We start from the raw sequence: 21,148 nt of genomic DNA, 5'->3' as shown, positions 1-21,148 counted from the left end.
GTTCCATAAAACACCTCCTGAAAACACCTTTCCATTGCTTCAACCTGATGACTTAATGCTATCGTTGATGGCATGACAAACCGTTGACAAGCTGTTTCACCCATTTGACATTTTGTATCAGTCTGGATGAAAAGTTGTTAACCATCGGGACCGATATTTTGATTCCTGTTCAGTCCGACGACAGCAGCACCCCCCTGGTTGCCGCCTCCAGCACCCTGGCCCTGGTCCACTACCTCGAACGCCAGGGGGTTCTGGACCCGGACCGTGTGGGGCAGATCATCGGTTTGGACCTGGAGGCGTTGTCGGACCCGGACCTGCGGGTGCCGGCAACCGCCCACTATCAACTCTGGGACTATGCCGAACAGGTGACCGGAGACCCCGGCGTGGGACTGCATGCCGGTCAGGTGGTCGACCCTGAACGCATGGGGCTGGTGGGCCACGTATTCTTCAACTGCGACACCCTGGGCGAGGCCGTTACCCAGTATGTCCGTCTGCACCGGCTGATCAACGAATCGGTCATTCTGAGCTTCGAGCAGACCGGCGAGCTGGCCATCCTGACCTGGCAACCGGATATCCCGGATCACTATTGCCGGCAAGACATGGACCGGACCCTGGCCGCGGCGCTCAGCCGGACCCGCCACTTCATTCACCCGCAGATCGCGGCGGAATGGGCAGAGATTGCCCACCCCCGGCCAGGCTATGCGAAAGAATACGAAAAGGTCCTGGGCGGGCCGGTACGGTTTGACTGCGCCACTACCCGTCTCGCCTTTAACAGCCGCCACCTCAGCCACCCGATCCCCCGGCGCAACCCCTACGTATACTCGGCCGTCCTGAAACAGGTGAATGCGGTTCTGGCCCGCCTGCAGCCCAGACGCTCGTTCGGTCGCAAGATCCGGCGACTGATCTCGAAACAGATGGCCACGGACAGGATCGACGCCGACAGCCTGGCCCGGCAATGCCACATGAGCCGCCAGACCCTGTACCGGAAACTGAAACGGGAGGGACTCGGGTTCCACGAACTGGTTGAACAGGTGCGCAAGGACAAGGCCTTGCGTTATGTTGCGGCAGACCACTATGCCCTGGGCGAAATAGCCTTTCTGCTGGGATTTTCCGAGCTCAGCGCCTTCAGCCGGGCCTTCAAGCGCTGGACCGGTATGGCACCGGCGCAATACCGGGCCAGCCACCTTGCCCGCCCATCCAACGAGCCCGACCCGGAAGCCAATACGGACGCGGAAGAATGATCATGGAGAACGTCTCACTGGTGGCCGTGGCGGTTGGCCTGCTGTACCTGGCGGCACTGACCTGCATCTACCGGATTCTGCTGACCTATCGTACCGCCCAAGGCGCCATTGCCTGGATCATTGGCCTGCTTGGCCTGCCCTACCTCGCCGTCCCCCTGTTCCTGCTGTTCGGGCGTTACCGGTTCGGAGGTTACGTCAAGGCCCGGCGCATGGGTGACGAGGCCCTGACCACCCTGCTCAATCGCTTTGAGCGGCAAACCACCTCGATTCCGGCACCGGCCGACAAATACTTCACCGATGAATTGCAGGTCCTGTGCAAACTTGGTCGCCAGCCGTTTACCGAGGGCAATCGCTGCACCCTGTTACGGGACGGCGAGGCCACCTTTGAAGCGCTGTTTGAAGCCATGGAAAATGCCACCCGCTACATTCTCCTGGAGTTCTACATCATTCGCTCTGATCGGGTGGGGCAGCGCATCAAATCCATTCTGGAACGGAAACTGGCCCAGGGTGTGGCAGTCTGGTTCCTGTACGACAACATCGGCAGCGTATGGCTGCCCCGAACCTACCTGAAGCAGCTGGCGGCGGCCGGTGCCAGAATCGCATCGTTTGGGGATGGCAACATCCGCCGGCGACGATTCCAGATCAACTTTCGTAATCATCGTAAACTGCTGGTCTGCGACGGCGTCATTGGCTTTGTCGGTGGCATCAACCTTGGCGACGAATACCTGGGCACGGCCATCGATCAGGAGCCCTGGCGAGACACCCACTGCCGTATCGAGGGGCCCGCTGTCATTGGCCTGCAGTTGAGCTGGCTGGAAGACTGGAACTGGGCCAGCAACGACGTCCCGGAACTGGACTGGGCGCCGCGGGTCTCCAGCGCCGGCGGGGACCGTGTGCTGATGCTGCCGACCGGCCCCGCCGACGACTGGGAAACCTGCACCCTGTTTTTCCTCAACTGCATCAACAATGCCCGCAACCGGCTTTGGATTTCCTCGCCCTATTTCGTGCCTGACTTCCAGATCATGAACGCGCTGCAACTGGCGGCACTCCGGGGCGTGGATGTCCGGATTCTGATTCCGGAAAAATCGGACAGCCGCCTGATTGGGCTGGCCGCTTACTCATACCTTGTCCAGGCCTGCAAAACCGGCATACAGATCTACCGGTACCAGCCGGGTTTCATGCACCAGAAGGTTATTCTGGTGGACGATCGTTACGCAGCAGTGGGCACGGCCAACCTGGACAATCGCTCCATGCGCCTGAACTTCGAGATCATGGCCGTCACCACCGCCCGGCATTTCATCACCAGCGTGGAGTCCATGCTTGAGGAAGACCTCGACAACTGTCGATTGATGGTCGAAAGCGATTACCGGGAACGCTCCATTCCCTTCCGCCTGACCTGCCGGGCCATTCGCCTGCTGGCGCCGCTACTCTGAGAAAAGCTTCGCACTGGTTTCTGCAAGCTCATCTGTGCGAATATGCCCTGACGAATCAGCCAGTACGCAGTAACGATAAAAAAACCATGAACGCGTTCAAACCCAGAGAGACTTTGACCGAGCAGGTCGCCCGCCACATTGAGAACCTGATTGCTTTCGGCCAGCTCCGCTCGGGCGAACGAATCTACGAAGGTGCGATGGCCAAGGAAATGGATGTCAGTCACGGCTCCATCCGGGAAGGCCTGCTGCTGCTGGAAAAGCGCCACCTGGTGCGCAACGTGCCGCGCAAAGGCGCTTTTGTCACCCCGCTGGACGACTATTTCGTCCGCAGCCTTTACGAGACCCTTGAGCTCTACCTGACCCACACCGGGCGCAAGCTGGTCCGGCAATGGCAGCCGGCAGACATGGAACGCCTGGAGTCACTGTATGCCCGGATGAAGGATTGCTTCGAGAAAAGTGACCTGATGGCCTTTCTCGAGCTCGGCATCGAGTACACCAAGGCCTCCCTGGCCTATGCCGATAACTACTTCATCGTCGCGGCCATTGATGACCTCTGGCCCTCCGCCAAGCGTTGCGCGTTCGTGGCCTTTCAACAGGGGGGCAGCCACGTGTTCGAGGACAACCTCGCTCACATGCAGGAATCCATTCAGGCCATCAAGGACCGGGACGAGGAAAAGCTTGCGGGCATCCTGCACCGTTACGCCATGCAGCAATGCCAGCAGGTGCTGGACGCAATCGCAACCACGGACCGCAAGGGCGCATAGCCGAACTATTGGTAGAACAGCTGGGTGTAAGAGAAGCCGATGTTCAGATAGGCGGTCCAGTCGTCGCGGTTATTATAAGCGGTGGCGATCTGAATCGGCCCGAGGAAGGTATCCACCCCGGCAAACAGGCTCCAGGACCGGACCGAGTTGTTCCAGCTGGCCTGATCAAACGATTCCCAGGCGTTACCCGCCTCAAAGCCCGCACCGGCAAACCAGGGCAGCAGGGGACCTCCAAAGGCCTGGCTGGCGTATACCGAGCCCAGCAGGGCGTTATCACCGGTGATCTGACCGGAGGCGTAGGCCGAGAGTCGGCGAAAGCCGCCCAACCTCACGGCGTTCTCAATGCCCGGTTCGCCCCCGGTGACCGCCGTTCCGTACACGAGCCCGGTCAGGTTAAAGCCCTGCCAGCTGTCGGTGCCGAGCAGCATTCCGGTCACCGAATCGAAGTGACGGTCCGAACCCAGCTCCTCCCGTTCCATTCTCCCTCGTACGCCAGCAAAGGCCCCGTGGCGCGGGTAGAAGGAATCGTCCAGGGAATCATGGACCAGTTGCAGGCTGATGCCGCCCCGATGGACGTTGTCCTCCCTCACAACCGGCTGCCCGACCAACTCGTCAACCGATGCGTAGCCGCGAGTGTACTTTAAACGGGCCTCGGCGTTTCCGCCCAACTCCGTGCCCAGGGCAAGATCCAGCTCCCGAAAAGTGACATCCACTTCGGCTACAGGATCGGTGCCTCCGTCGTACAGACTGAACGTTTCCCGAGTGTACTCGCCACCCACGACCAGGAAGCGCTGGTAACCGTAATCCAGAGGCTGGTACCACTGGGTTCGCACCCAGGGTTCCGTGCCCAGTTGAACACCGGTTTGCCACTCGGCACCTAAATCGTTGAGCTCGGTCATCCTCAAGCCCGAGGCAATATTGAAGCGGGTCTCGCCATCGAAGTTGTCTTCATAACTGAGGCCGAACGACAAGTAGTTCGGGCCCCAGCTTTTTTCCCGGACCTCAATCGTCAATACCGTGCCCTCCGGGGACGGAGCCAGCGAGTACGACACGGTCTCGTAGTAACCCAGGCCGTAAATCCGTTTCAGGTCCTCCTCGAGCACCTCGACATCCAGCGGTTTCCCGGTCTCCTGTTGAATCCGTTCCCGCAGGAACTCCGGAGCCAGAGACCCGCCCTGTTCGATCCTGATCCGTGCGATGGGGGTCGAACTGTAGGCCCGGGAGGACAGCTGGGCCTTGTAGTCAGTCCAGTCGGCCCGGGGTACCGTCAGTGGTCTCAGTTCCACCGCGTGTTCCCGGGCTCCGGTGGCACCCAGCTCAAACAGCGTCAATGCGTCGTAGAAATCGGCGGAGCTGTACCCTTTCAGATCGGGCTGGATCAGGACGTCCTTTTCACCCAGCAGGGCCAGCTGTTCATCGGTGTTGCGCCGGGTCATGATGGTGGTGAGCTGACCCATGACGGAGAAGGCTTCTCTGAGCTGCTCGGTGTCCACGAGTGAGTCAGTGATGTCGACGGCAATGATGACGTCAGCCCCCATGTCACGGGCCACACTGACCGGCAGGTTATTGGCCACTCCGCCATCCACCAGCAAGCGCCCGTCACGTTGGACCGGGGCGTAGACGCCGGGAATACTCATGCTGGCACGAATGGCTTCGGCCAGGTTGCCCTGTCCAATTACCACCTGCTCACCGGTTTCGAGGTCCGTTGCCACCGCCCGGAACGGGATGGCCAGGCGGTCGAAATCCTCCACCAGGGCGGCACTGCGGGTCAGTTCATTCAGGATAAAACCAAGGTTCTGGCCGGCAATGATGCCGCCGCCCACGTGCAGGCCATCCGCCCGTAGGCCGATGCCCGGCGTGAGCGGCAGTCGAACCTCCTCACTCTTGCGCCGTACCGGTTTGTAGACGCGGCCAGGGTCGTCCTGAAAACTGGAGAGCCAATCCATTTCGATAAAGCGGCTCTCGATGTCTTCAATGGGCATGCCCGATGCGTAGAGTGCACCGACCGCCGAACCGGCGCTGGTTCCCACCACGACATCCACCGGGATGTTCATCTCCTCGAGCACCCGCAACACGCCGACATGGGCCATCCCCTTCGCCCCGCCGCCACTCAGCACCAGTCCGACCCGGGGACGTTCGGCCGCCGACAGTGGCGACGCCACAACGGCGACCACGAGGGCAAGCATCAGAAGGACATTTGTCACCGGCTGAAACATCCTTTTCCCAGCGTCCACATCACTGTTTACCGGAGGTGTCATCGTCCGCCAGAGAGAGGTGCGACACATCCGGTACCACGGGCGGCGGAAGTTCCCGGTCGACGCCCAGATCCGTTCCCGCGGGCGCCAGTGTCCAGTCGTCGAGGTGCTGGAACATGGGCGGTTCCACCTCGGTGTGTTCCATCAGGGTCACACCCACCGGGTCGAGACCAAGACCCGAGCCCGAAAGGATGTCATCCACCTTGTCGCCGGCAACGGGCAAGCGCTCACCGGGCTCGGTTTCCGGAACCTTGCCCCCGGGCGCAGCAGTCCGGGGTTCAGGGGCCGATTCGGTCCGTGCCGGCGTTACTTTCGCTGGCCCGGGATTTGGCCGGGCCGGCTCCGCCCCCGCCATCGGCTGCACGTGGGCAATCATGCCGTGCTTCTTCAGCACCGCCCGGTACTTTTCGGCCTGCACCTCTTCCAGTTTATTACGGATCACCACCGGCTGGCCGCTGAACATCCGGTCCACCTGCTCGACGCTGGCCTTGAAAAGGCTTCGCGCATTATTCCTGGCGGTTTCCAGATCCGTACCGGGAGCGCATTCTCCCCTAAAGACAAGCTGAAACATGCGATTTCCTCTTTATGACTGTTCTAATGACAGAATAGTTGATAGCGTGGCCGCCGGCGGCTCTCGCCCCCTCAACCAAACACATGCAAACTGCAAACAATTGAAAAATCCATGCACTGGATCACGCAAAATGCCACCAACTCTGCGACAATCCACTGCAACAAAAATTTACATTCAGTAACGAAAATGCCGGATTGTCACCAGGAGTGGCTCTCATGAAAACCCCTTTAGCGCTCAGTCTCGTGACCGCCGCATTGTTGATGCCCGCCTTTTCAGCCCACGGCGAAAATCTCGACCTCCTGATGAGCCAGATATTCCCCCAGGATCAGGCGACCTACATCGGGTACGAGAGTGTGGAGCGCGAGGATATTCCCGCCTCCTCGGCCATCGACCGCAAGTACCTCATTGTTGATTTCCGCTTCGAGTCCCGGCAGCCCCCAGTAGAGCAGCTTCAGGCAAGCGTGCACAAGGTATGCATGACGCTCCTGGGCGACCGCCAGCTGATCCGCCAGTTATCGGACTCCGGTTACGACATGGTCGCCGTGGCCTTTGACCGCCGCTCCCAGTTCGACTGCCTCTGACGCGTCCATGTCCATGCCGTCACTGACGGCCCAGAAGCTTGGGAAACGCCTCCAGGGAACTGTTCACCGCATCCAGATTGAACGCCTCTACGTCGGCCAACAGTTTCTCGCCATAGCGGGTCACCGAACGCGAGCGAAACCGCTGCCCCCACGCCAGCACCCGCCGTGCAAAATCCTTCATCTGCTCCGGATCACCGCTCTCTCGCACGGTTTTCCATTCGTCCCCAAAGTCCGTCGCCAACTGCTCCCGTAGCCAGCCCCGCTCCTGCATGCTCAGCGTCTGGGCCAGCAGACGTTCCGCTTCTCTTGGCGCCCCCTCATCCTCGGCCTGTTCACCGGTTGCCGCCACTCTGGGAATGACCACTGTGAACACGGACCCGACTCCGGGCTCGCTCTCCAGTTCCAGATCGCCCCCCATCATGCGCGCCAGTTTGCGACTGATGGCGAGACCCAGTCCGGTACCTCCGTAGCGACGCGTATTCTGGCCTTCCTGCTGTTCGAACGCATCAAAAATGCGCTCGCGCTGGTCCGGGGGAATACCGATCCCGGTGTCCTTTACCGTAACCACCAGATGGTAATACTGGCGGTCGGCTTCGACACCTTCCTCCGTTAGCTCTCCCAGCTTGAGAGGCGTCGCCGTTGCCCTGACTGTCACGCCTCCTTCGTGGGTAAACTTGATGGCGTTGCCCACCAGGTTGAACAGCACCTGGCGAAGCCTCGTCTCGTCCAGCATCATGGCGGCGGGCATTTTTGAATCGACACTGACTTCGAGGGTGATGCCCTGTTCCCTGGCCCGCAGATCGAATATATGACGGACGTCACCGAGCAACTGGCGCAGGGAAACCGCCGAGTAGTCCAGGCGCATCTTCCCGGCTTCAATGCGGGACAGATCCAGGATGTCGTTGATCAGCATCAGCAGGCTGCGACTGCCGGCCCGAATGGCGTCGAGGTACGTGCGTTGCTGAGGATCGGTGACCGTGTTGTTGAGCAGGTCGCTGTACCCGATCACCGCATTCATTGGCGTTCGGATCTCATGGGACATGTTGGCCAGAAACTCGCTCTTCGCCAGGCTCGCGGTTTCCGCCTCCCGTGCCAGGCGCTCGGCCTCCAGTTTTGCCGCCCGGAGTTCGTCCTCACTGCGACGGAGGGCATTCTCGGACCGGATACGCTCATCCACCTCCCGCGACAGCTTGCGGTTCCAGTACAGGAAAATCAGCACCACCAGCAGGGCAATCAGCACCACCCGGCGCACCACGGTGTAGTCGGTTTCCTGCTCGATATCCAGATGAATCCAGCGGTTATAGATCGCTTCGGTCTCGGTGGCTTCGAGGCTGTTCAGGGCCTGGTTCAGAATGCGATGCAGCTCCGGCCTATCCTTTCTGACAGCCAGCCGAAGATCGTACTCGTAAGGGGTGATACTGGTGATCCGGAGGTTCGAGAGCCCAAGCCTGGCCACCGTGTAACTCACCGCCGGGATGTGGGTCACCATCACCTCCAGGTCGCCGTTGGACAAGGCCAGCAGCCCTTCCTCGACCGTATCCATGGGGTAAATATCGAGGTTTGGATGGTTGATCAGCAGGTAGTCGTGAGCCGCGTGTCGGTTGACCACGCCAACCCGCTCATCCCGCAACTCCCGCAGATCGCCGATAAAGCGACCGTCGTCCCGGATGGCCAGGGCGATCGGTACGGTGAGGTAGGCGCGGGTAAACAGATACTCCCTGTCGGTGCGGGGCGTCCGCGACAGTCCCGGTAGGATATCGATGTCTCCGTCCTTTAACTGAGCTTCAGCCGCCATGCGGTCCGGCACCACAGTACGGTTGAACCGGGCGTTGAGTTCGGTTTCAAGCCGCGTCACCAGGTCCGGCACCAGCCCGGTCGGGCGACCATCCTGGGCGTACTCGAACGGAGGCCAGTCAGCCCGGAACGCGACCCGCAGGTTCGGGTGCCGCTTGAGCCATTCCTGATCGGACACCGACAACTCCAGCCCGCTGCGTTCCAGCGCAGGCACATCGGCCTGCAACCAGGATTGCCGAATCACCCGGTGCTCGGTATGGCTGATTGCGGCTATGGCCTGATTCAGGACGTAATACAGGCGGTCGTTGTTGACATCCACCTGGAACACTACATCGACTGTGGTCTCATCAAGCAGGGCAGCCAGGCCGATGCCGTTGATCATCGCCGATTGCAGGTAATCCGAAACCACCGCCACCGGGCCCAGAAACGCATCGGCGTTGCCCGAAAGCACCTCGCTGACGGCCTCGGCAATGCTCTCGACCTCCACCGGCGTGAAGCTCTCGACCGGATCCAGCATGGGGTACTGGTTGAGATCGCCGTCAATAACCGCGATCCGCCCTCCTTCCAGGTCCGCCAGACCGCGGATTGCGACGTCACCGGCACTGACGAACAGGCCATAGGTGAGAGTCATGAGCGGTTCGCTGTAACGTTTCCCCGGCGTTATCTGGGTGTCCGGCAAGCGGGTCGTCAGTACGGCATCGATCTCAGGCACGGTCTGCTCGGGTTCCGGGTCGCCATTCGTGGGGGTTATCACCGGGTTCATTGGCACCCCGAGCTTGTCAGAGAGCCGGGCCAGATAGTCGATATAGGTGCCTGCCAGGCTGCCGTCACCGGTATCGAAGATCAGCGGGACCTGACCGACGTGGACCCCAATCCGGAAACTGTCCTGCTCGGCAAGCCAGGCCAATTCGTCACTGCCAAGAACCGGCGACGGCGATGGCTGGGGCGGATCCGCTCGAAGCGGGGATTGAAACAGCGCAAGCAGGCAGCATAGTAAGAAGGGAAGGATGACCTTCACTGGATATCCTCAAGGGTTCCGCTACATTTCAGGGAACAATACCTGCAAACGACCGGGATTTCATTCAGGCAACCGTCAATCAGGAGATCTGTATCCATGGATACAAGCAAGCACACGCTCAATACCCTTTTCGAACAGCTCGGCCTGGCGGCCGACGAAAAGAGCATTGAGGACTTTGTGGCCAGGTACTCGCCACTGCCCCGGGAAATCGCGCTTCAGGATGCTCCATTCTGGTCGGAAAGTCAGTCCCACTTCCTGGAAGAAGGCCTTGAGGACGATAGTGACTGGGCTGAGATCATCGACGAACTGGACGCAATGATGCGTCACTGACCCACCTGCTCTGCACTGATCTGAACACGATTCCGGCCGTCGTCCTTCGCCAGATACAGGGCGCGGTCGGCACGATCAAACACCGTCTCCTCAGAATCGCCCTGTCCGACAGCCGCCAACCCGGCCGAAAAAGTGACCCTTACCGGCTCACCACTGAAATGAAATGGCAGGTTGCCAACATGCTGCCGGAGCTTATCCATCGCCACTTTGGCCGCATCCGGCGTGGTTTCAGGAAACAGCAGGACAAATTCTTCGCCACCAAAGCGGGCAATGAAATCCGTTGCCCGAAGCCGCTCGCTCAGTTCCCTGGCGACCAGTTGCAACACCCGATCACCGGCTTTGTGACCATAGGAGTCGTTGATTCGTTTGAAGAAATCGATATCCAGCACGCCAATGGTCAATGCCTGCTGATACCGCTGCCAGCGGTTGAACTCGAAGGACAGGCGCTCCTGCCAAGCCTCCCGGTTCGGCAGTTGGGTGAGCAGGTCGGTCATCGCCCGCTGGCGTTCCCGTCGCACCTCACTCTGCATCTGTTCGGAATGTGCCTCCATGGCCGCAATCTTTTCCTGCATGACGCCCAGTTGCTCCGACAGGGCCTTCTCCCGCTCCGTTTCCTGTTCACGAAACCGTCCCATTGCCTGGCCAATGGATGACAGATGCTGACTGACCGACGCTTTCAGCTGCTGCAGATCCTCACTATCCCTCAGATCCGAGCCCGCCCGCTCCAGCTCCTGCCGAATTTCACGATCCAGGGCTTCGGACGCGCTCAATCGACTCGTCTGGGCGGAAGACTGCTCCGTAAAGTGCTCCTGCAGCACCTCGAGTCGCTCATCAAGTCGCTTCAGGAAGACCTCAAATTCCCGCTGGCTTCGGGTGACGGCTGCGATCACGAGCTCGGCCACGTGATTCAGGCCTTCCCGCAGTTCGTTCCAGTCATTGCTCGAAAGCAATGACTGCTGCAGTGCCCGGGCGCGAACCTCGGCAGCCGGTTCGAGTGTCACACTGTTGAGCAGTTGCCCCAGCAGCTGCCCGATTCGCCGCGCGATCCGGAGGCGCTGGGTGTTGTCGGCCAGGTCCTGATCATCACCCGGGACGTTCCCCGCTTTCGCGGATACCGGGGCGGGGCTGACAGCCGGCGCCTCCGGCCGCTCCCGGTTTTCAGGGGCGGCCAGTTCGTCGAGCAAAGCCACCTGCCGGTCAATCTGCTCCTGCAACTCCCGCCAGGCATCGACATCCACACTTTTCTTGCGCAGGTCCTTGCGAACCTGCGCCAACAGGCGATCGAGCTCCGGCGTCTGACCTTCCGAGGCCAGGCTCGTGCGCACCAGCATCCGCTCCAGGGTATTACGTTCAACTTTCCACTGCTGTTCCCGAATGTCTGCCAACTCCAGTTCCCGAAGGTATTTCTCCTTCCAGGACTGATCAGATGCCATGAAGCGCTCCCGTTTCGCCTGTGCCGACCGCAAGTTAGCGGTTTTGATGCGGTGCCCGGCTAGTCACCGGCGCCGTCTTGCTTACGTTTTTGACCATGATACGGATGACGGCGGGCTCTGGGGTGACTCTGGTCATAAACCCGGGCTAAATGTTGAAAATCCAGATGGGTGTATACCTGGGTCGTGGCTATGTCGGCATGGCCCAGCAATTCCTGGACGGCCCGGAGGTCACCACTGGATTCCAGCATATGGCTGGCGAAGGAATGACGCAGCAGGTGAGGATGGAGTTTCTGGTCAGCGCCTTTGGCCAGCCCCCAGCGATTGAGTCGGGCCTGAATGCTGCGGTGGCTTATCCGGTCGCCCCGTCGACTGACAAACAGCGCCTGTTCCGTTTCGGCAGCAAGGCCGGCTCTCACCGGCAGCCAGGCCCGCACCGCTGACCTCGCCTTGCGCCCGACGGGAAGAACCCGCTCCTTCCCGCCCTTGCCCAGCACCCGGACTTCGCCGCCCTGAAGGTCCACCGAGTCCAGATCCAGGCTGGCCAGTTCCGACAGTCGCAGCCCGGAGGAGTACATCAGTTCAAACATACACAGATCGCGCATCTCCAGCGGATCATCCGGGCTGGCATCAAGCAGGTGATTAAGCTGGTCCACATCGGCCACTTTGGGCAGGCGCCGTGCACTCTTGGGGGCCCGGATACCCAGCGCGGGATTGTCGGTGGCCAGTCGTTCCCGCAACAGGTACTGGTAGAAACGGCGAATCGCCGACAGATGCCGCGCGATACTGCGACCGTTCAGCCCGTTCCGGCTGAGCCTCGCAACGTAGCGACGCAGGTCATGATTGGATACCGACTGCCACTGATCCCGCTGATCCTCGGACAACCACCGGGCCAGGCACAGGAGGTCATGCTGGTAACTGTCGCAGGTGCGGGGGGAATGGCGTTTTTCCGAGGCGAGGTGACCGATGAAGGCTTCCAGTGGAGCGTTCAGACTGGCTGGCGGCTCCACTGATCCGGTCTGGTCAGGCACCCTATCGGGACTCCGTGGCGATATCGGCCACCGGGGCCGCTCCGGTGTGGCGCTGAACCATGGGCGGAAGCAGACGGCTCAGGGTATCACTGATGTAGCTCAAGAACAGGGAGCCCATGCTCTGGTCAAAATAGCCGGGCTGACAGCTTCCGACGGCGAACACCCCGACCAGTTCGTTGCTGCGCAGGGGTACGAGGGCCACCGAGGCGATCGGTTCTTCACGGTCCGGGAACAGGAACTGACGCTCGCTCTCCCGGAACTGGCCACACACCGCACGACTGCCTTCGAGCAGACTCCCGAGGCGCTCGTGGGCTTCGTCCGGGCGAACCACATGAAGTGCTCCCTGGGAAGGATCCGCCAGGGGCACATCCGTAAACAACAGTACCGAGGCCGCATCCAGTCCGAAATCCCCGCGAATGCTGTCATCGATGGCCGATGCCATATCGTTGAGGTTCCGGGCTTCGATCACCTGCATCAGCAGGCGCTTGCTCTTTTCGAACAACCGGTCGTTCTGGCGGGCAATGGCAACCAGCTCCACCAGCTCCCGACGCAGGGTATCGCGCTGTTCACGGAACAGATGCACCTGACGTTCCACCAGCGAGATCGCCCGACCACTGTCGTGAGGCAGGGTCAGACTGCGAAGCAGCTCATCCTGATCCACAAAGAAATCCGGATTATCTCGCAGATACTCCGCCACCTGTTCCCGGCCGAGCTCTCCGGCCTTCTGGCGGGCCGTTTGTTCTGTCATCGCTCTCTCCTGACTGTCAGGACCGTTGTTTGGTTGGTTTGCTCCCTCTCCGACGACGTCCCTGATGATCGCCGGGCAACCGCAACTGCCCCTCAAAGACGCTCGTTGCAGGGCCTTCCATCATAACAGGGGTCCCCTCCCCCCGCCATTCAATCACCAGCCGGCCACCGCGCAGTTCCACTTCGACCCGATTATCCAGCAAGCCCCGCAGGCAACCCACCACCACGGCGGCACAGGCGCCACTGCCACAGGCCAGGGTTTCGCCCGAACCGCGCTCGAACACTCTCAGCCGGACGTGGGTACGGTCGATGATCTGGAGAAACCCGATGTTGGCCCGAGCCGGGAAGCGGGGGTGATTTTCCAGCCTCGGCCCCAGGGTCTCCACCGGTGCCGTATCCACGTCGTCCACCAGCAGAACGCCATGGGGATTGCCCATGGACACCGCAGTCAGCTCTACGGTTTCGCCATTTACGTCGACGGTGTAGACCTGCTTGCGACGGTCGGCAGCAAACGGAATCGCTGGAGGGTTCAGCTCTGGAACCCCCATGTTGACCATCACCAGGCCATCCTTGCCAACCCGCAACTCAATCACGCCTTTGGCGGTCTGAACGCGGATCACCTTCTTGTTGGTAAGGCGCTGGTCCCGGACAAAGCGGGCGAAACAGCGAGCACCGTTGCCGCACTGCTCTACCTCGGAGCCGTCGGCATTGAAGATGCGATAGCGGAAATCCACATCCGGCAAACCGGGTGGTTCCACGACCAGCAACTGGTCAAAACCAATGCCGAAATTGCGGTCCGCCAACTCCCGGATCATCTCCGGACGCAGGCGAAACGGCTGGCTGATGGCATCAACAACCATGAAGTCGTTTCCCAGCCCGTGCATCTTGGTGAATCGCACGGTTGCGCCCTGGCCTCGTCGCTGCTGCCCCATATCCTGCGTCCCGCTCATTCCGGCAGACAACTCTCGGGCGCGAGCTGGTCTTCCAGGCTTTCACGACGACGCACCACATGTACCTGATCGCCATCCACCATCAACTCCGGCGGGCGGTTGCGGCTGTTGTAGTTGGAACTCATGACAAACCCGTAAGCGCCGGCGGAACGAACCGCCAGCAGGTCACCGGCCTGCAGTCGAAGCAGGCGATCCTTGCCGAGGAAATCGCCGGTCTCGCACACCGGTCCCACCAGATCCCAGGATTTCTCCTCACCCTGCTGGTGCGGGGTCACGGGCACGATGGCCTGCCAGGCGCCATAAAGCGCCGGGCGGATCAGGTCGTTCATCGCGGCATCGATGATGGCGAAGTTTCGATGTTCCGTGCACTTCAGGAACTCAACACGGGTTACCAGAATACCGGCATTGGCCGCTATGGAACGCCCGGGCTCCATAATCAACTCCAATTCCCGCTCGCCCAGGCGTTCGGCGAGGGCGGTCACATAGTCCGATGGCTGGGGCGGCTGTTCCTGGTCGTAGGTAACGCCGAGGCCCCCGCCCATGTCGAGATGACGGATGGCAATGCCCTGCTCCGCAAGCACGTCGATCAGGGCCAGCACCCGGTCCAGAGCGTCCAGAAAGGGCGACACCGAGGTCAGTTGCGAGCCGATGTGACAGTCAACGCCCTGAATGTCGAGATTGGACATGGCCGCAGCCCGGGCGTATACGGCGGGCGCTTCGGCAATATCAATGCCGAATTTGTTTTCTTTCAGGCCGGTCGAAATGTAGGGGTGGGTACCGGCATCGACATCCGGGTTCACCCGCAGGGAAACCGGCGCCCGGACGCCCAGTTCGCCGGCAACAGCGTTGAGACGGTCCAGCTCGGTGTCGGACTCCACGTTGAAGCAGCGCACGCCCGCCTCCAGGGCGCGCTTCATTTCCCACTCCTGCTTGCCGACACCGGAGAAGACCACCTTGCCGGCATCACCACCGGCGCGCAGCACTCGCTCCAGCTCACCGGCGGACACAATATCGAACCCCGCCCCCAGACGGGCCAGCACATTGAGCACCGCGAGGTTGCTGTTGGCTTTCACGGCATAGCAAACCAGATGCGGCCGCCCCTTGAGCGCATCGTCATAAGCACGGTAATGGCGCTCCAGGGTCGCCCGGGAATAAACGTAGGCCGGGGTCCCGAAGCGCTCGGCAATGGCAGAGACAGGCACGTCCTCGGCAAAAAGTTCGCCGTTGCGGTAATTGAAATGGTCCATGAGTTTCCTGATTCGTTATACGGGGCCGGAGGGCAGCTCGTTACTCGCCAACATCCTCATCGTCACGCACGTCCCGGCTTCCGGGCTCGGCTGTGACCGCATCTGTCGCACGGGCTGAAACGTCCGGATCTTCCCGGTACAGTGGCCCCTTCTGACCACAGCCGCTCAGTGCCAACAACACCACCAGACCAGCGAGCCAAAGCTTTACCGTGCGCATTCTCGTAACCCCTGAGTTTACCATGGCGCAAGTATACCTGAGACCCGGCCCACGCGGCGAGGACACTAGCTTTCGCTCTGCAGGGCCTGGTTCAGGGCAGACTCCAGCATTGAACGGTAATGGAGGTACTGACTGGTCTGGATATCCAGCTGATACACCTGAGGATCCAGATCGTGGGGGAGATGGACATCGGTAAGGTAGGCCGGATAGGCCTCGTGGCTCTCGCGCTGGGAGCGTATGTAGTGGGCGACAGCCGGAATCAGCCGGTCTCCGTACTCCTGGGCCGTGAATTCCTGCTCACCGCAGAAGATATCGAACCTGACACCACTGCCGCCCTCCTGGATGCCTACAGCCTGCACCTCAAGGCCCGGAAGTGCCCCTGCGGAGTTGGAATCGGGACGGGGCTCGGTGCGCCAGTAGCCATCGCGATTGACGACTTCCTGACACTGTACGCCCGCCAGCATCGACGGAACATCGCTGTGGCGTAGCGTGCGGCGCTCCACGAGATTCTCCAGAAAGCGCAGCAGCGGCGCCAGCATGTACCGCCGGTTGCCGACCGCCTGCTCCCAACTGGAAAGCGATCCCAGTTCATCAGCCACCCAGATCCGAGCGCGGTCACCCCGGATGTAATAGAACACCTGGATATTGTCCGGTTCGCAAGCCTGGGACACGGCTCTCAGGGCAGGATCTTCCGGAATCGCGTGACGGTCGAATACCACTGGCAAATACTTTCCCTGGGGCAAAGCGAGGTGTTCCATCAACGCCGCAAAGCTGTCGAGGGCCACGAACCCGGGCTCCCGGCCGTTGAACTGAAGCAGGAAATAGCGCCGGCCCATTTCAATCACATAGCGCAACGGGTGTGGCCCCAAACCGCCTGCAAAAAACTGTCGCAAGACGTCGCTGAACAGTTCCTGAACCCGTCGGGCAATCGCGGCGCCGTGGCCCCGGTTGTGGCCATGAACGCGGATACCCGGCAGCTCCGACGGGTCACCCGCCACCGACGCCAGCACATTCTTGAGGCACTGCACCAGGGTATCGCCGGCGGCGTAATGCTGGAGACTCACCTCGTGCCAACTGTTGAAGGTAATCTGGTCAATGGTGACCACAAGATTTTCCCGCCCGCCACTGAAACCCAGGGAATCGTGCCGTGCGCTGAGCTTATGCAGGCCCTTTTCGGTAAGGTAGGCCTGCGGGTCGACCCCGACATTGACCAGCAGCAGGTTGCTCACCGGCCGGCCCCCTCTGGACAGCGCCTCCCGGTCGGCAGGTTCAATCGGAAACGGGAGGAAGGCGGATAGGGCTTCCAGCATTTCCCGCAATTCACTGACTGACGCAACGGTCTGACCGGCCCGCACGTTCAGCCGGGTGGACCGGGACAGAAGGCCATTGCAGTAACACCACACCATCAGCTCGGTCAGGTTGCCCGAGCGGCGGATTGCCGGCTGCCAGAAGGCGTCGGCCGGATCTTCAAGGTCCCGGTAAAGCAGCCAGCCATTTCCATCGCTCCCCTGTTCCGACTGGTGGTAGAAGGCCAGATTTTCCTCCACCAGTGACGGCGCGAGGCCGGGGTTGATCTGCTCGATCTTGCCGGCTTTACGCTGAAACGCGGCATAGAGTTTGCGGCCAAGGAGATTGATATCGCCGACGCTGATGGCCGACCGCGTGCCGTGCTCCCGGGCCATCTTCGACAGCAACCGGTAGCTGTGGGTGAGCTCGGCGACAACGAGCCGACGCAACCTGGTGACGTCCTCGGCACGCCAACGGTGACGGTTGTCCAGCTCCGCGAGGGTTTGCTCCGGCCATTGCCACCGCTCCACCAGCTGCGTGAGCAGGCGCGCACGCCACTGCTCCGGCGACGACTCGGCACGGGTCAACGGGAGACCCGCTTTCAGATACAGGCTACGCCGGACCAGGTCCAGACGTCCGGCCATCGGCGAATCCGATAGCCAGGCTTCGAGCCGGTTGTAGAGCAGCAGATAAGGATCCAGTCCGTCAGCGTCGGTCTGCCCACGGAACACCGCCTGCTTGAACACGCTCGATAACAGCGGCTGGTCCGCGGTCTGGGCATAGCATTCGATCAGTAACAGCTTGAGGATCGATTTCCAGGGTGCGTCGATGCCCTTGTAGAGCTGCCACACTCCCGCCCCCAAGAACTCCTCCTCGGGGATCGCCGACACCGGGCCAAAATCAATGTACTCGTCGCCCCGGATAAAGCGGCAGTCCACCAGCTGTCGCATGCACTCGTCGTAGCGCGGCTCGCAGTCGGCGGGAATCAGCCACCACATCGGATAGCGACCGGCCAGGTGGATACTGGTCCGGTAGAATTCGTCAAGCAGCAGGTAATGCTGGGCACTGCCGCAGTTTTCACCGGTCACCTCCGCGCGCTGACGGCCCGCCCGCCAGTCCTCTGCACAAAACACAAACACGTGCAGCTCTACGCCCAGCGATGCTGCCCAGTCCGACAGCTTTTCCGCTTTCCGCTCCAGGCACTGGATGCCTCGCTCCGGCAAATCACTCCGATGACACAACCACAGATCGAGATCGCTGGCCACGGAATGCCCCAACGTACCGGGACTCCCCATGAGGAACAAGGCATCCAGGTCTGGCCGGCGCTTGCCTTCACTCCGGACGCTGAAGGTCCGCGCCAGACGGCGTGCAGCGTTCAGGGTTCGGGACGGGGGTCGGTAATGACTGAGGCCGTAGGGACAATCCGCGTCGATGTAACCCGGCAGGGCCGGATGGTTGGCGTGAAACACCAGGGGCAACACTTCCAGTACTATCTGCTGGCGGTAGGTCAGCGCCGAGCACGCCCGGTCCCAACGCTGCTGATTGACCGACAGGAACCGGTCACGCAGACGACGCAAGGTCTTTCGATCTATACCCTCTTCAAAATCCAGGGCAATCGGGGCAACGTGGGCGGTCAAGGCAGCTCCGGGGAGAGGTTCTTTTAAGTGTCAGTATCAGTATGATGGACGCATCGTGGCAAAACCGACAAAAAAATAAAAGCGGTGCCGGCACGTTCCGGGCAACCTGAAGAATCATAGCGAAGAAACCCGAGGCTCACCCGTCGTGAAAGAATTCGTCATCCGTCGTTACCGTTCCGATCAGCCCAAAGGATCTGAACGCAGCGCACTGCTGCGTATCGATGACGAGGGCAAAGTGCTGTTTGCTGACCGCCATGCCGAGTCCGTACTGGGTTACGACGCCAGCGAACTCGAGGGTCAGCCGGTCCACCGGGTATTGGCCTCCCGGCAGGACGACCCCTTTGCCCCGGCTAACCGGCACCGGATTGAGCGCGGGCAGGATGCCTTGATCACCTTCCGGCACAAGGAAGGATTTTTTTACACAGCCTGCCTGAGCCTGCGCAAGAACATGCGGGATTCCGACAAGGCCGCCAGCGCCAGCATCACCCAACGGGACAACGGCAACATGGATCCACGGCTGCTGGCATCGGCCGAGGACAGCGCCGCATTCGGGATCTGGGAGCTGGACACCCAGACCAACGAAATGACCTGGACCGAGGGCGTTTTCCGGTTGCTGGAACTGCGCCCGGGTTCCGAGATCACGCCCGAACAGGCTCTGTTTTACTGCCAGACGGGCCAGAACCGGGTCCGGGCAATGTTCCGCCGGTGCATTCGATCAGGCGAGCCGTTTACCGTGGAACTGAACCTGCTTACCGCACGCCAGAACATCCGGCGGGTCACGATGAATGGCCGGGCCCTGAAAGACGGCAAGCGCATTCAGCGCCTGGGCGGGATCCTGGTGGACCATACCCCGGTGATGCAACGCGATCAGGCCCGCCAGCATGCGGTGCAGATACTGACCGCCACCACGCAGGCGACGCCCGACCTGGTTGCAGCCGTTGATCGTGACCTGAAGCTGCTGCACTTCAACCAGCCTTTCAGCCATCAGTTCGCCAACGTGTTTGGCATCACCCCCAAACCTGGCGACAAACTGGCACAACTGCTGCCGGATTATCCCAACGAGCGCCGGCTCATCGAACGGCTTTGGCAGCGGGCATTCGACCGGGACAGTTTCGTAGTGGAGATGCCGCTGGCCCAACAGGATCGGGAGCTACCCGTCTACGAATTCCATTACCAGCGACTGACCGACGGTCAGGGCGAGACGATCGGGGCTGTGCATGTGGCCCGCGACATCAGCCATCGCGTCAATCACGCTACCAGCAGTGAATACCGCATCCGTCACGATCCGGTTACCGGGCTGATGAACCGTCGTGCCTTTGTCGCCCGGCTGTTGCGGACTCTGGAACAAAAAACCCATCGGGAATCCTGCGACAGCCTGTTGTACCTGGACCTCGATGAGTTCGAACGTTTCAACGATCTGGCCGGCAACGGCACCTGTGACCGTTTTCTCCGGGAGCTGGCCGGCAATCTGGGCGTTCGCGTGCGCCAGCGGGATGCACTGGCGCGACTTTCCGGCGACACCTTTGCGCTGCTGATCGAGAATTGCCCCGAACCCAGGGCCAGGAAAATTGCCGAGGACATCCTCGAACTGATTGGCGAGTTCGTCTTCGAATGGCAGGGCCACTCATTGCGAACCACCGCGTCCGGCGGCCTGCTGATGATGGACAGCGAGGTACCCGGCAACCCGGAACAGCTCCTGAGCCAGGCCGCAGATCTCTGCCATACCGCCAAGACCTCCGGCCGCAACCGCATCCACACCGCCAGGGCGCTGGCGCTTCAGACCGATGAAGGCACCACGAACCGGCAGGTGGCACAGATCCGAAAGGCCCTGGACGAACAAAGCCTCATTCTCGCCTATCAGTCACTCAAACCGGTTGCCAGCGTAACCTGGGGGGATCACATCGAAATCCTGTGCCGCATACCCGGCGATGGCAAGGGTCAGGACGAGCTCCGCCCCGACCAGTTCCTGCCAGTTGCCGAACGGTTCGATCTTGCCAAGCGCCTCGATCGCCAGGTGATTCGCCAGACCCTCAGCTGGCTGGACAACCATCGGCTGCTGGAACCCCGGTTGAAGTACTGTGGCTTCAACCTGTCCCTCGCCAGCGTTCTGGACGACACCTTTGCGGATTTCCTGGAAAGCCTGCTACAGGATTCACCGTTCGCCCCGGAGTGTTTCTGCCTGGAAATCCGTGAAGCCCACGCTACCCAGTATCCCGACGACGTGGCGGTACTGTGTGACTCCCTGCACCGGATCGGGTGCCGGGTTGCCCTGGATGGCGCCGGTGCGTCGGTGGAGAGTTACAGCCTGGCGGCCAAGTTGCCGGTGGACATCATCAAGCTCGACCGTCGGATGATGCAGCACTTTGAACACGACCCGGTGCAACAGGTGATGGTCGAGGCCCTGCACCGCATCGCCGAGGTGGCGGGCAAGCAGACCGTGGCGACCTTCATCGAAAGCGATAACGCACTCAGCAAGGTCAGAACCCTGGGCATTCACTACGGTCAGGGCTTCAGGCTGTCACGCCCACAGCCGCTGGCCGAACTTACCCCGGCAGCCGTGGACCTGAGCACCGGGCGCATCGGCGGCTAACCGCTACCCCCGGAGACCAGCGCGG

The 21,148-nt window shown here is 61.1% G+C and carries 16 protein-coding genes; 6 read left to right on the top strand and 10 right to left on the bottom strand.

The window, feature by feature from the left end:
- The first annotated feature begins 158 nt into the window (after positions 1 to 158).
- The 3 genes from QQF73_RS14420 to QQF73_RS14410 all read left to right on the top strand — a co-directional run bounded on the left by QQF73_RS14420 (position 159) and on the right by QQF73_RS14410 (position 3,438).
- Entirely contained in the window at positions 159 to 1,241 is a 1,083-nt protein-coding gene (locus QQF73_RS14420; RefSeq protein ID WP_219867913.1) for an AraC family transcriptional regulator, read from the top strand.
- A gap of 2 nt (positions 1,242 to 1,243) precedes the next feature.
- A complete protein-coding gene (gene cls / locus QQF73_RS14415; protein ID WP_219867912.1) occupies positions 1,244 to 2,674 on the top strand; it encodes a cardiolipin synthase in 1,431 nt (476 codons plus the stop codon).
- 86 nt (positions 2,675 to 2,760) lie between these two features.
- Entirely contained in the window at positions 2,761 to 3,438 is a 678-nt protein-coding gene (locus QQF73_RS14410) for a GntR family transcriptional regulator (RefSeq protein WP_219867911.1), read from the top strand.
- Positions 3,439 to 3,443: 5 nt separating this feature from the next.
- Here QQF73_RS14410 and QQF73_RS14405 read toward each other — a convergent pair whose 3' ends face one another.
- Together QQF73_RS14405 and QQF73_RS14400 are read right to left on the bottom strand one after the other, a co-directional pair.
- The gene (locus tag QQF73_RS14405; RefSeq protein WP_228743549.1) at positions 3,444 to 5,624 is read right to left on the bottom strand and encodes a patatin-like phospholipase family protein; all 2,181 of its coding nucleotides are present in this window, start codon (positions 5,622 to 5,624) and stop codon (positions 3,444 to 3,446) included.
- 49 nt (positions 5,625 to 5,673) lie between these two features.
- Complete coding sequence (locus QQF73_RS14400) at positions 5,674 to 6,264, bottom strand: hypothetical protein (RefSeq protein ID WP_285368619.1); 591 nt, start codon at positions 6,262 to 6,264, stop codon at positions 5,674 to 5,676.
- Positions 6,265 to 6,524: 260 nt separating this feature from the next.
- Here QQF73_RS14400 and QQF73_RS14395 point away from each other — a divergent pair, with 260 nt between their 5' ends.
- A complete protein-coding gene (locus tag QQF73_RS14395) occupies positions 6,525 to 6,845 on the top strand; it encodes a hypothetical protein (protein ID WP_219868145.1) in 321 nt (106 codons plus the stop codon).
- A gap of 19 nt (positions 6,846 to 6,864) precedes the next feature.
- Here the strand turns inward: QQF73_RS14395 and QQF73_RS14390 are convergent, their stop codons facing one another.
- Complete coding sequence (locus QQF73_RS14390; protein WP_285368618.1) at positions 6,865 to 9,657, bottom strand: ATP-binding protein; 2,793 nt, start codon at positions 9,655 to 9,657, stop codon at positions 6,865 to 6,867.
- Positions 9,658 to 9,753: 96 nt separating this feature from the next.
- Between QQF73_RS14390 and QQF73_RS14385 the strand changes: the two genes are divergently transcribed.
- Positions 9,754 to 9,987 (top strand): DUF2789 domain-containing protein, encoded by a 234-nt coding sequence (locus QQF73_RS14385; RefSeq protein WP_219867907.1) that lies wholly within the window; start codon positions 9,754 to 9,756, stop codon positions 9,985 to 9,987.
- On the opposite strand, the gene QQF73_RS14380 is transcribed toward QQF73_RS14385, so the two are convergent.
- From QQF73_RS14380 to QQF73_RS14350, 7 genes are all read right to left on the bottom strand, one after another.
- Entirely contained in the window at positions 9,981 to 11,420 is a 1,440-nt protein-coding gene (locus QQF73_RS14380) for a GGDEF domain-containing protein (RefSeq protein ID WP_285368617.1), read from the bottom strand. The two genes, QQF73_RS14385 and QQF73_RS14380, sit on opposite strands and share 7 nt — an antisense overlap.
- 59 nt (positions 11,421 to 11,479) lie before the next feature.
- Positions 11,480 to 12,448, bottom strand: coding sequence for a tyrosine recombinase XerC (gene xerC, locus QQF73_RS14375; protein WP_285368616.1), 969 nt, complete (start codon positions 12,446 to 12,448; stop codon positions 11,480 to 11,482).
- 1 nt (position 12,449) lies between these two features.
- On the bottom strand, positions 12,450 to 13,196 hold the full coding sequence (locus tag QQF73_RS14370; protein WP_285368615.1) for a DUF484 family protein: 747 nt from the start codon (positions 13,194 to 13,196) through the stop codon (positions 12,450 to 12,452).
- 16 nt (positions 13,197 to 13,212) lie between these two features.
- Entirely contained in the window at positions 13,213 to 14,127 is a 915-nt protein-coding gene (dapF, locus tag QQF73_RS14365; RefSeq protein WP_219868143.1) for a diaminopimelate epimerase, read from the bottom strand.
- A 14-nt stretch (positions 14,128 to 14,141) separates the two neighbouring features.
- Positions 14,142 to 15,392: a diaminopimelate decarboxylase gene (gene lysA / locus QQF73_RS14360; protein ID WP_285368614.1), complete on the bottom strand. Its 1,251-nt coding sequence runs from the start codon at positions 15,390 to 15,392 to the stop codon at positions 14,142 to 14,144.
- A gap of 40 nt (positions 15,393 to 15,432) precedes the next feature.
- Positions 15,433 to 15,609 carry an LPS translocon maturation chaperone LptM gene (gene lptM / locus QQF73_RS14355; RefSeq protein WP_219867903.1) on the bottom strand — a complete coding sequence of 59 codons (177 nt, stop codon included), beginning with the start codon at positions 15,607 to 15,609 and terminating at the stop codon, positions 15,433 to 15,435.
- Positions 15,610 to 15,674: 65 nt separating this feature from the next.
- Positions 15,675 to 18,533 carry a class I adenylate cyclase gene (locus tag QQF73_RS14350; RefSeq protein ID WP_219867902.1) on the bottom strand — a complete coding sequence of 953 codons (2,859 nt, stop codon included), beginning with the start codon at positions 18,531 to 18,533 and terminating at the stop codon, positions 15,675 to 15,677.
- Between the two features lie 145 nt (positions 18,534 to 18,678).
- Here QQF73_RS14350 and QQF73_RS14345 point away from each other — a divergent pair, with 145 nt between their 5' ends.
- Entirely contained in the window at positions 18,679 to 21,123 is a 2,445-nt protein-coding gene (locus tag QQF73_RS14345) for an EAL domain-containing protein (RefSeq protein WP_285368613.1), read from the top strand.
- Positions 21,124 to 21,148 lie beyond the last annotated feature (25 nt).

Origin of the sequence: Marinobacter albus (assembly GCF_030238305.1) — a bacterium.
Classification (GTDB): Bacteria; Pseudomonadota; Gammaproteobacteria; order Pseudomonadales; family Oleiphilaceae; genus Marinobacter; species Marinobacter albus.
This window is presented reverse-complemented; position numbering and strand designations above follow the sequence as displayed.

Excerpts from the sequence above, each read along its gene's own strand:
- cls (WP_219867912.1), top strand. The coding sequence starts at position 1,244 with ATGGAGAACGTCTCACTGGTGGCCGTGGCGGTTGGCCTGCTGTACCTG.
- QQF73_RS14410 (WP_219867911.1), top strand. The coding sequence starts at position 2,761 with ATGAACGCGTTCAAACCCAGAGAGACTTTGACCGAGCAGGTCGCCCGC.
- QQF73_RS14405 (WP_228743549.1), bottom strand. The coding sequence starts at position 5,624 with ATGCTTGCCCTCGTGGTCGCCGTTGTGGCGTCGCCACTGTCGGCGGCC.
- QQF73_RS14400 (WP_285368619.1), bottom strand. The coding sequence starts at position 6,264 with ATGTTTCAGCTTGTCTTTAGGGGAGAATGCGCTCCCGGTACGGATCTG.
- QQF73_RS14395 (WP_219868145.1), top strand. The coding sequence starts at position 6,525 with ATGCCCGCCTTTTCAGCCCACGGCGAAAATCTCGACCTCCTGATGAGC.
- QQF73_RS14385 (WP_219867907.1), top strand. The coding sequence starts at position 9,754 with ATGGATACAAGCAAGCACACGCTCAATACCCTTTTCGAACAGCTCGGC.
- QQF73_RS14380 (WP_285368617.1), bottom strand. The coding sequence starts at position 11,420 with ATGGCATCTGATCAGTCCTGGAAGGAGAAATACCTTCGGGAACTGGAG.
- QQF73_RS14370 (WP_285368615.1), bottom strand. The coding sequence starts at position 13,196 with ATGACAGAACAAACGGCCCGCCAGAAGGCCGGAGAGCTCGGCCGGGAA.
- dapF (WP_219868143.1), bottom strand. The coding sequence starts at position 14,127 with ATGGGGCAGCAGCGACGAGGCCAGGGCGCAACCGTGCGATTCACCAAG.
- lysA (WP_285368614.1), bottom strand. The coding sequence starts at position 15,392 with ATGGACCATTTCAATTACCGCAACGGCGAACTTTTTGCCGAGGACGTG.
- lptM (WP_219867903.1), bottom strand. The coding sequence starts at position 15,609 with ATGCGCACGGTAAAGCTTTGGCTCGCTGGTCTGGTGGTGTTGTTGGCA.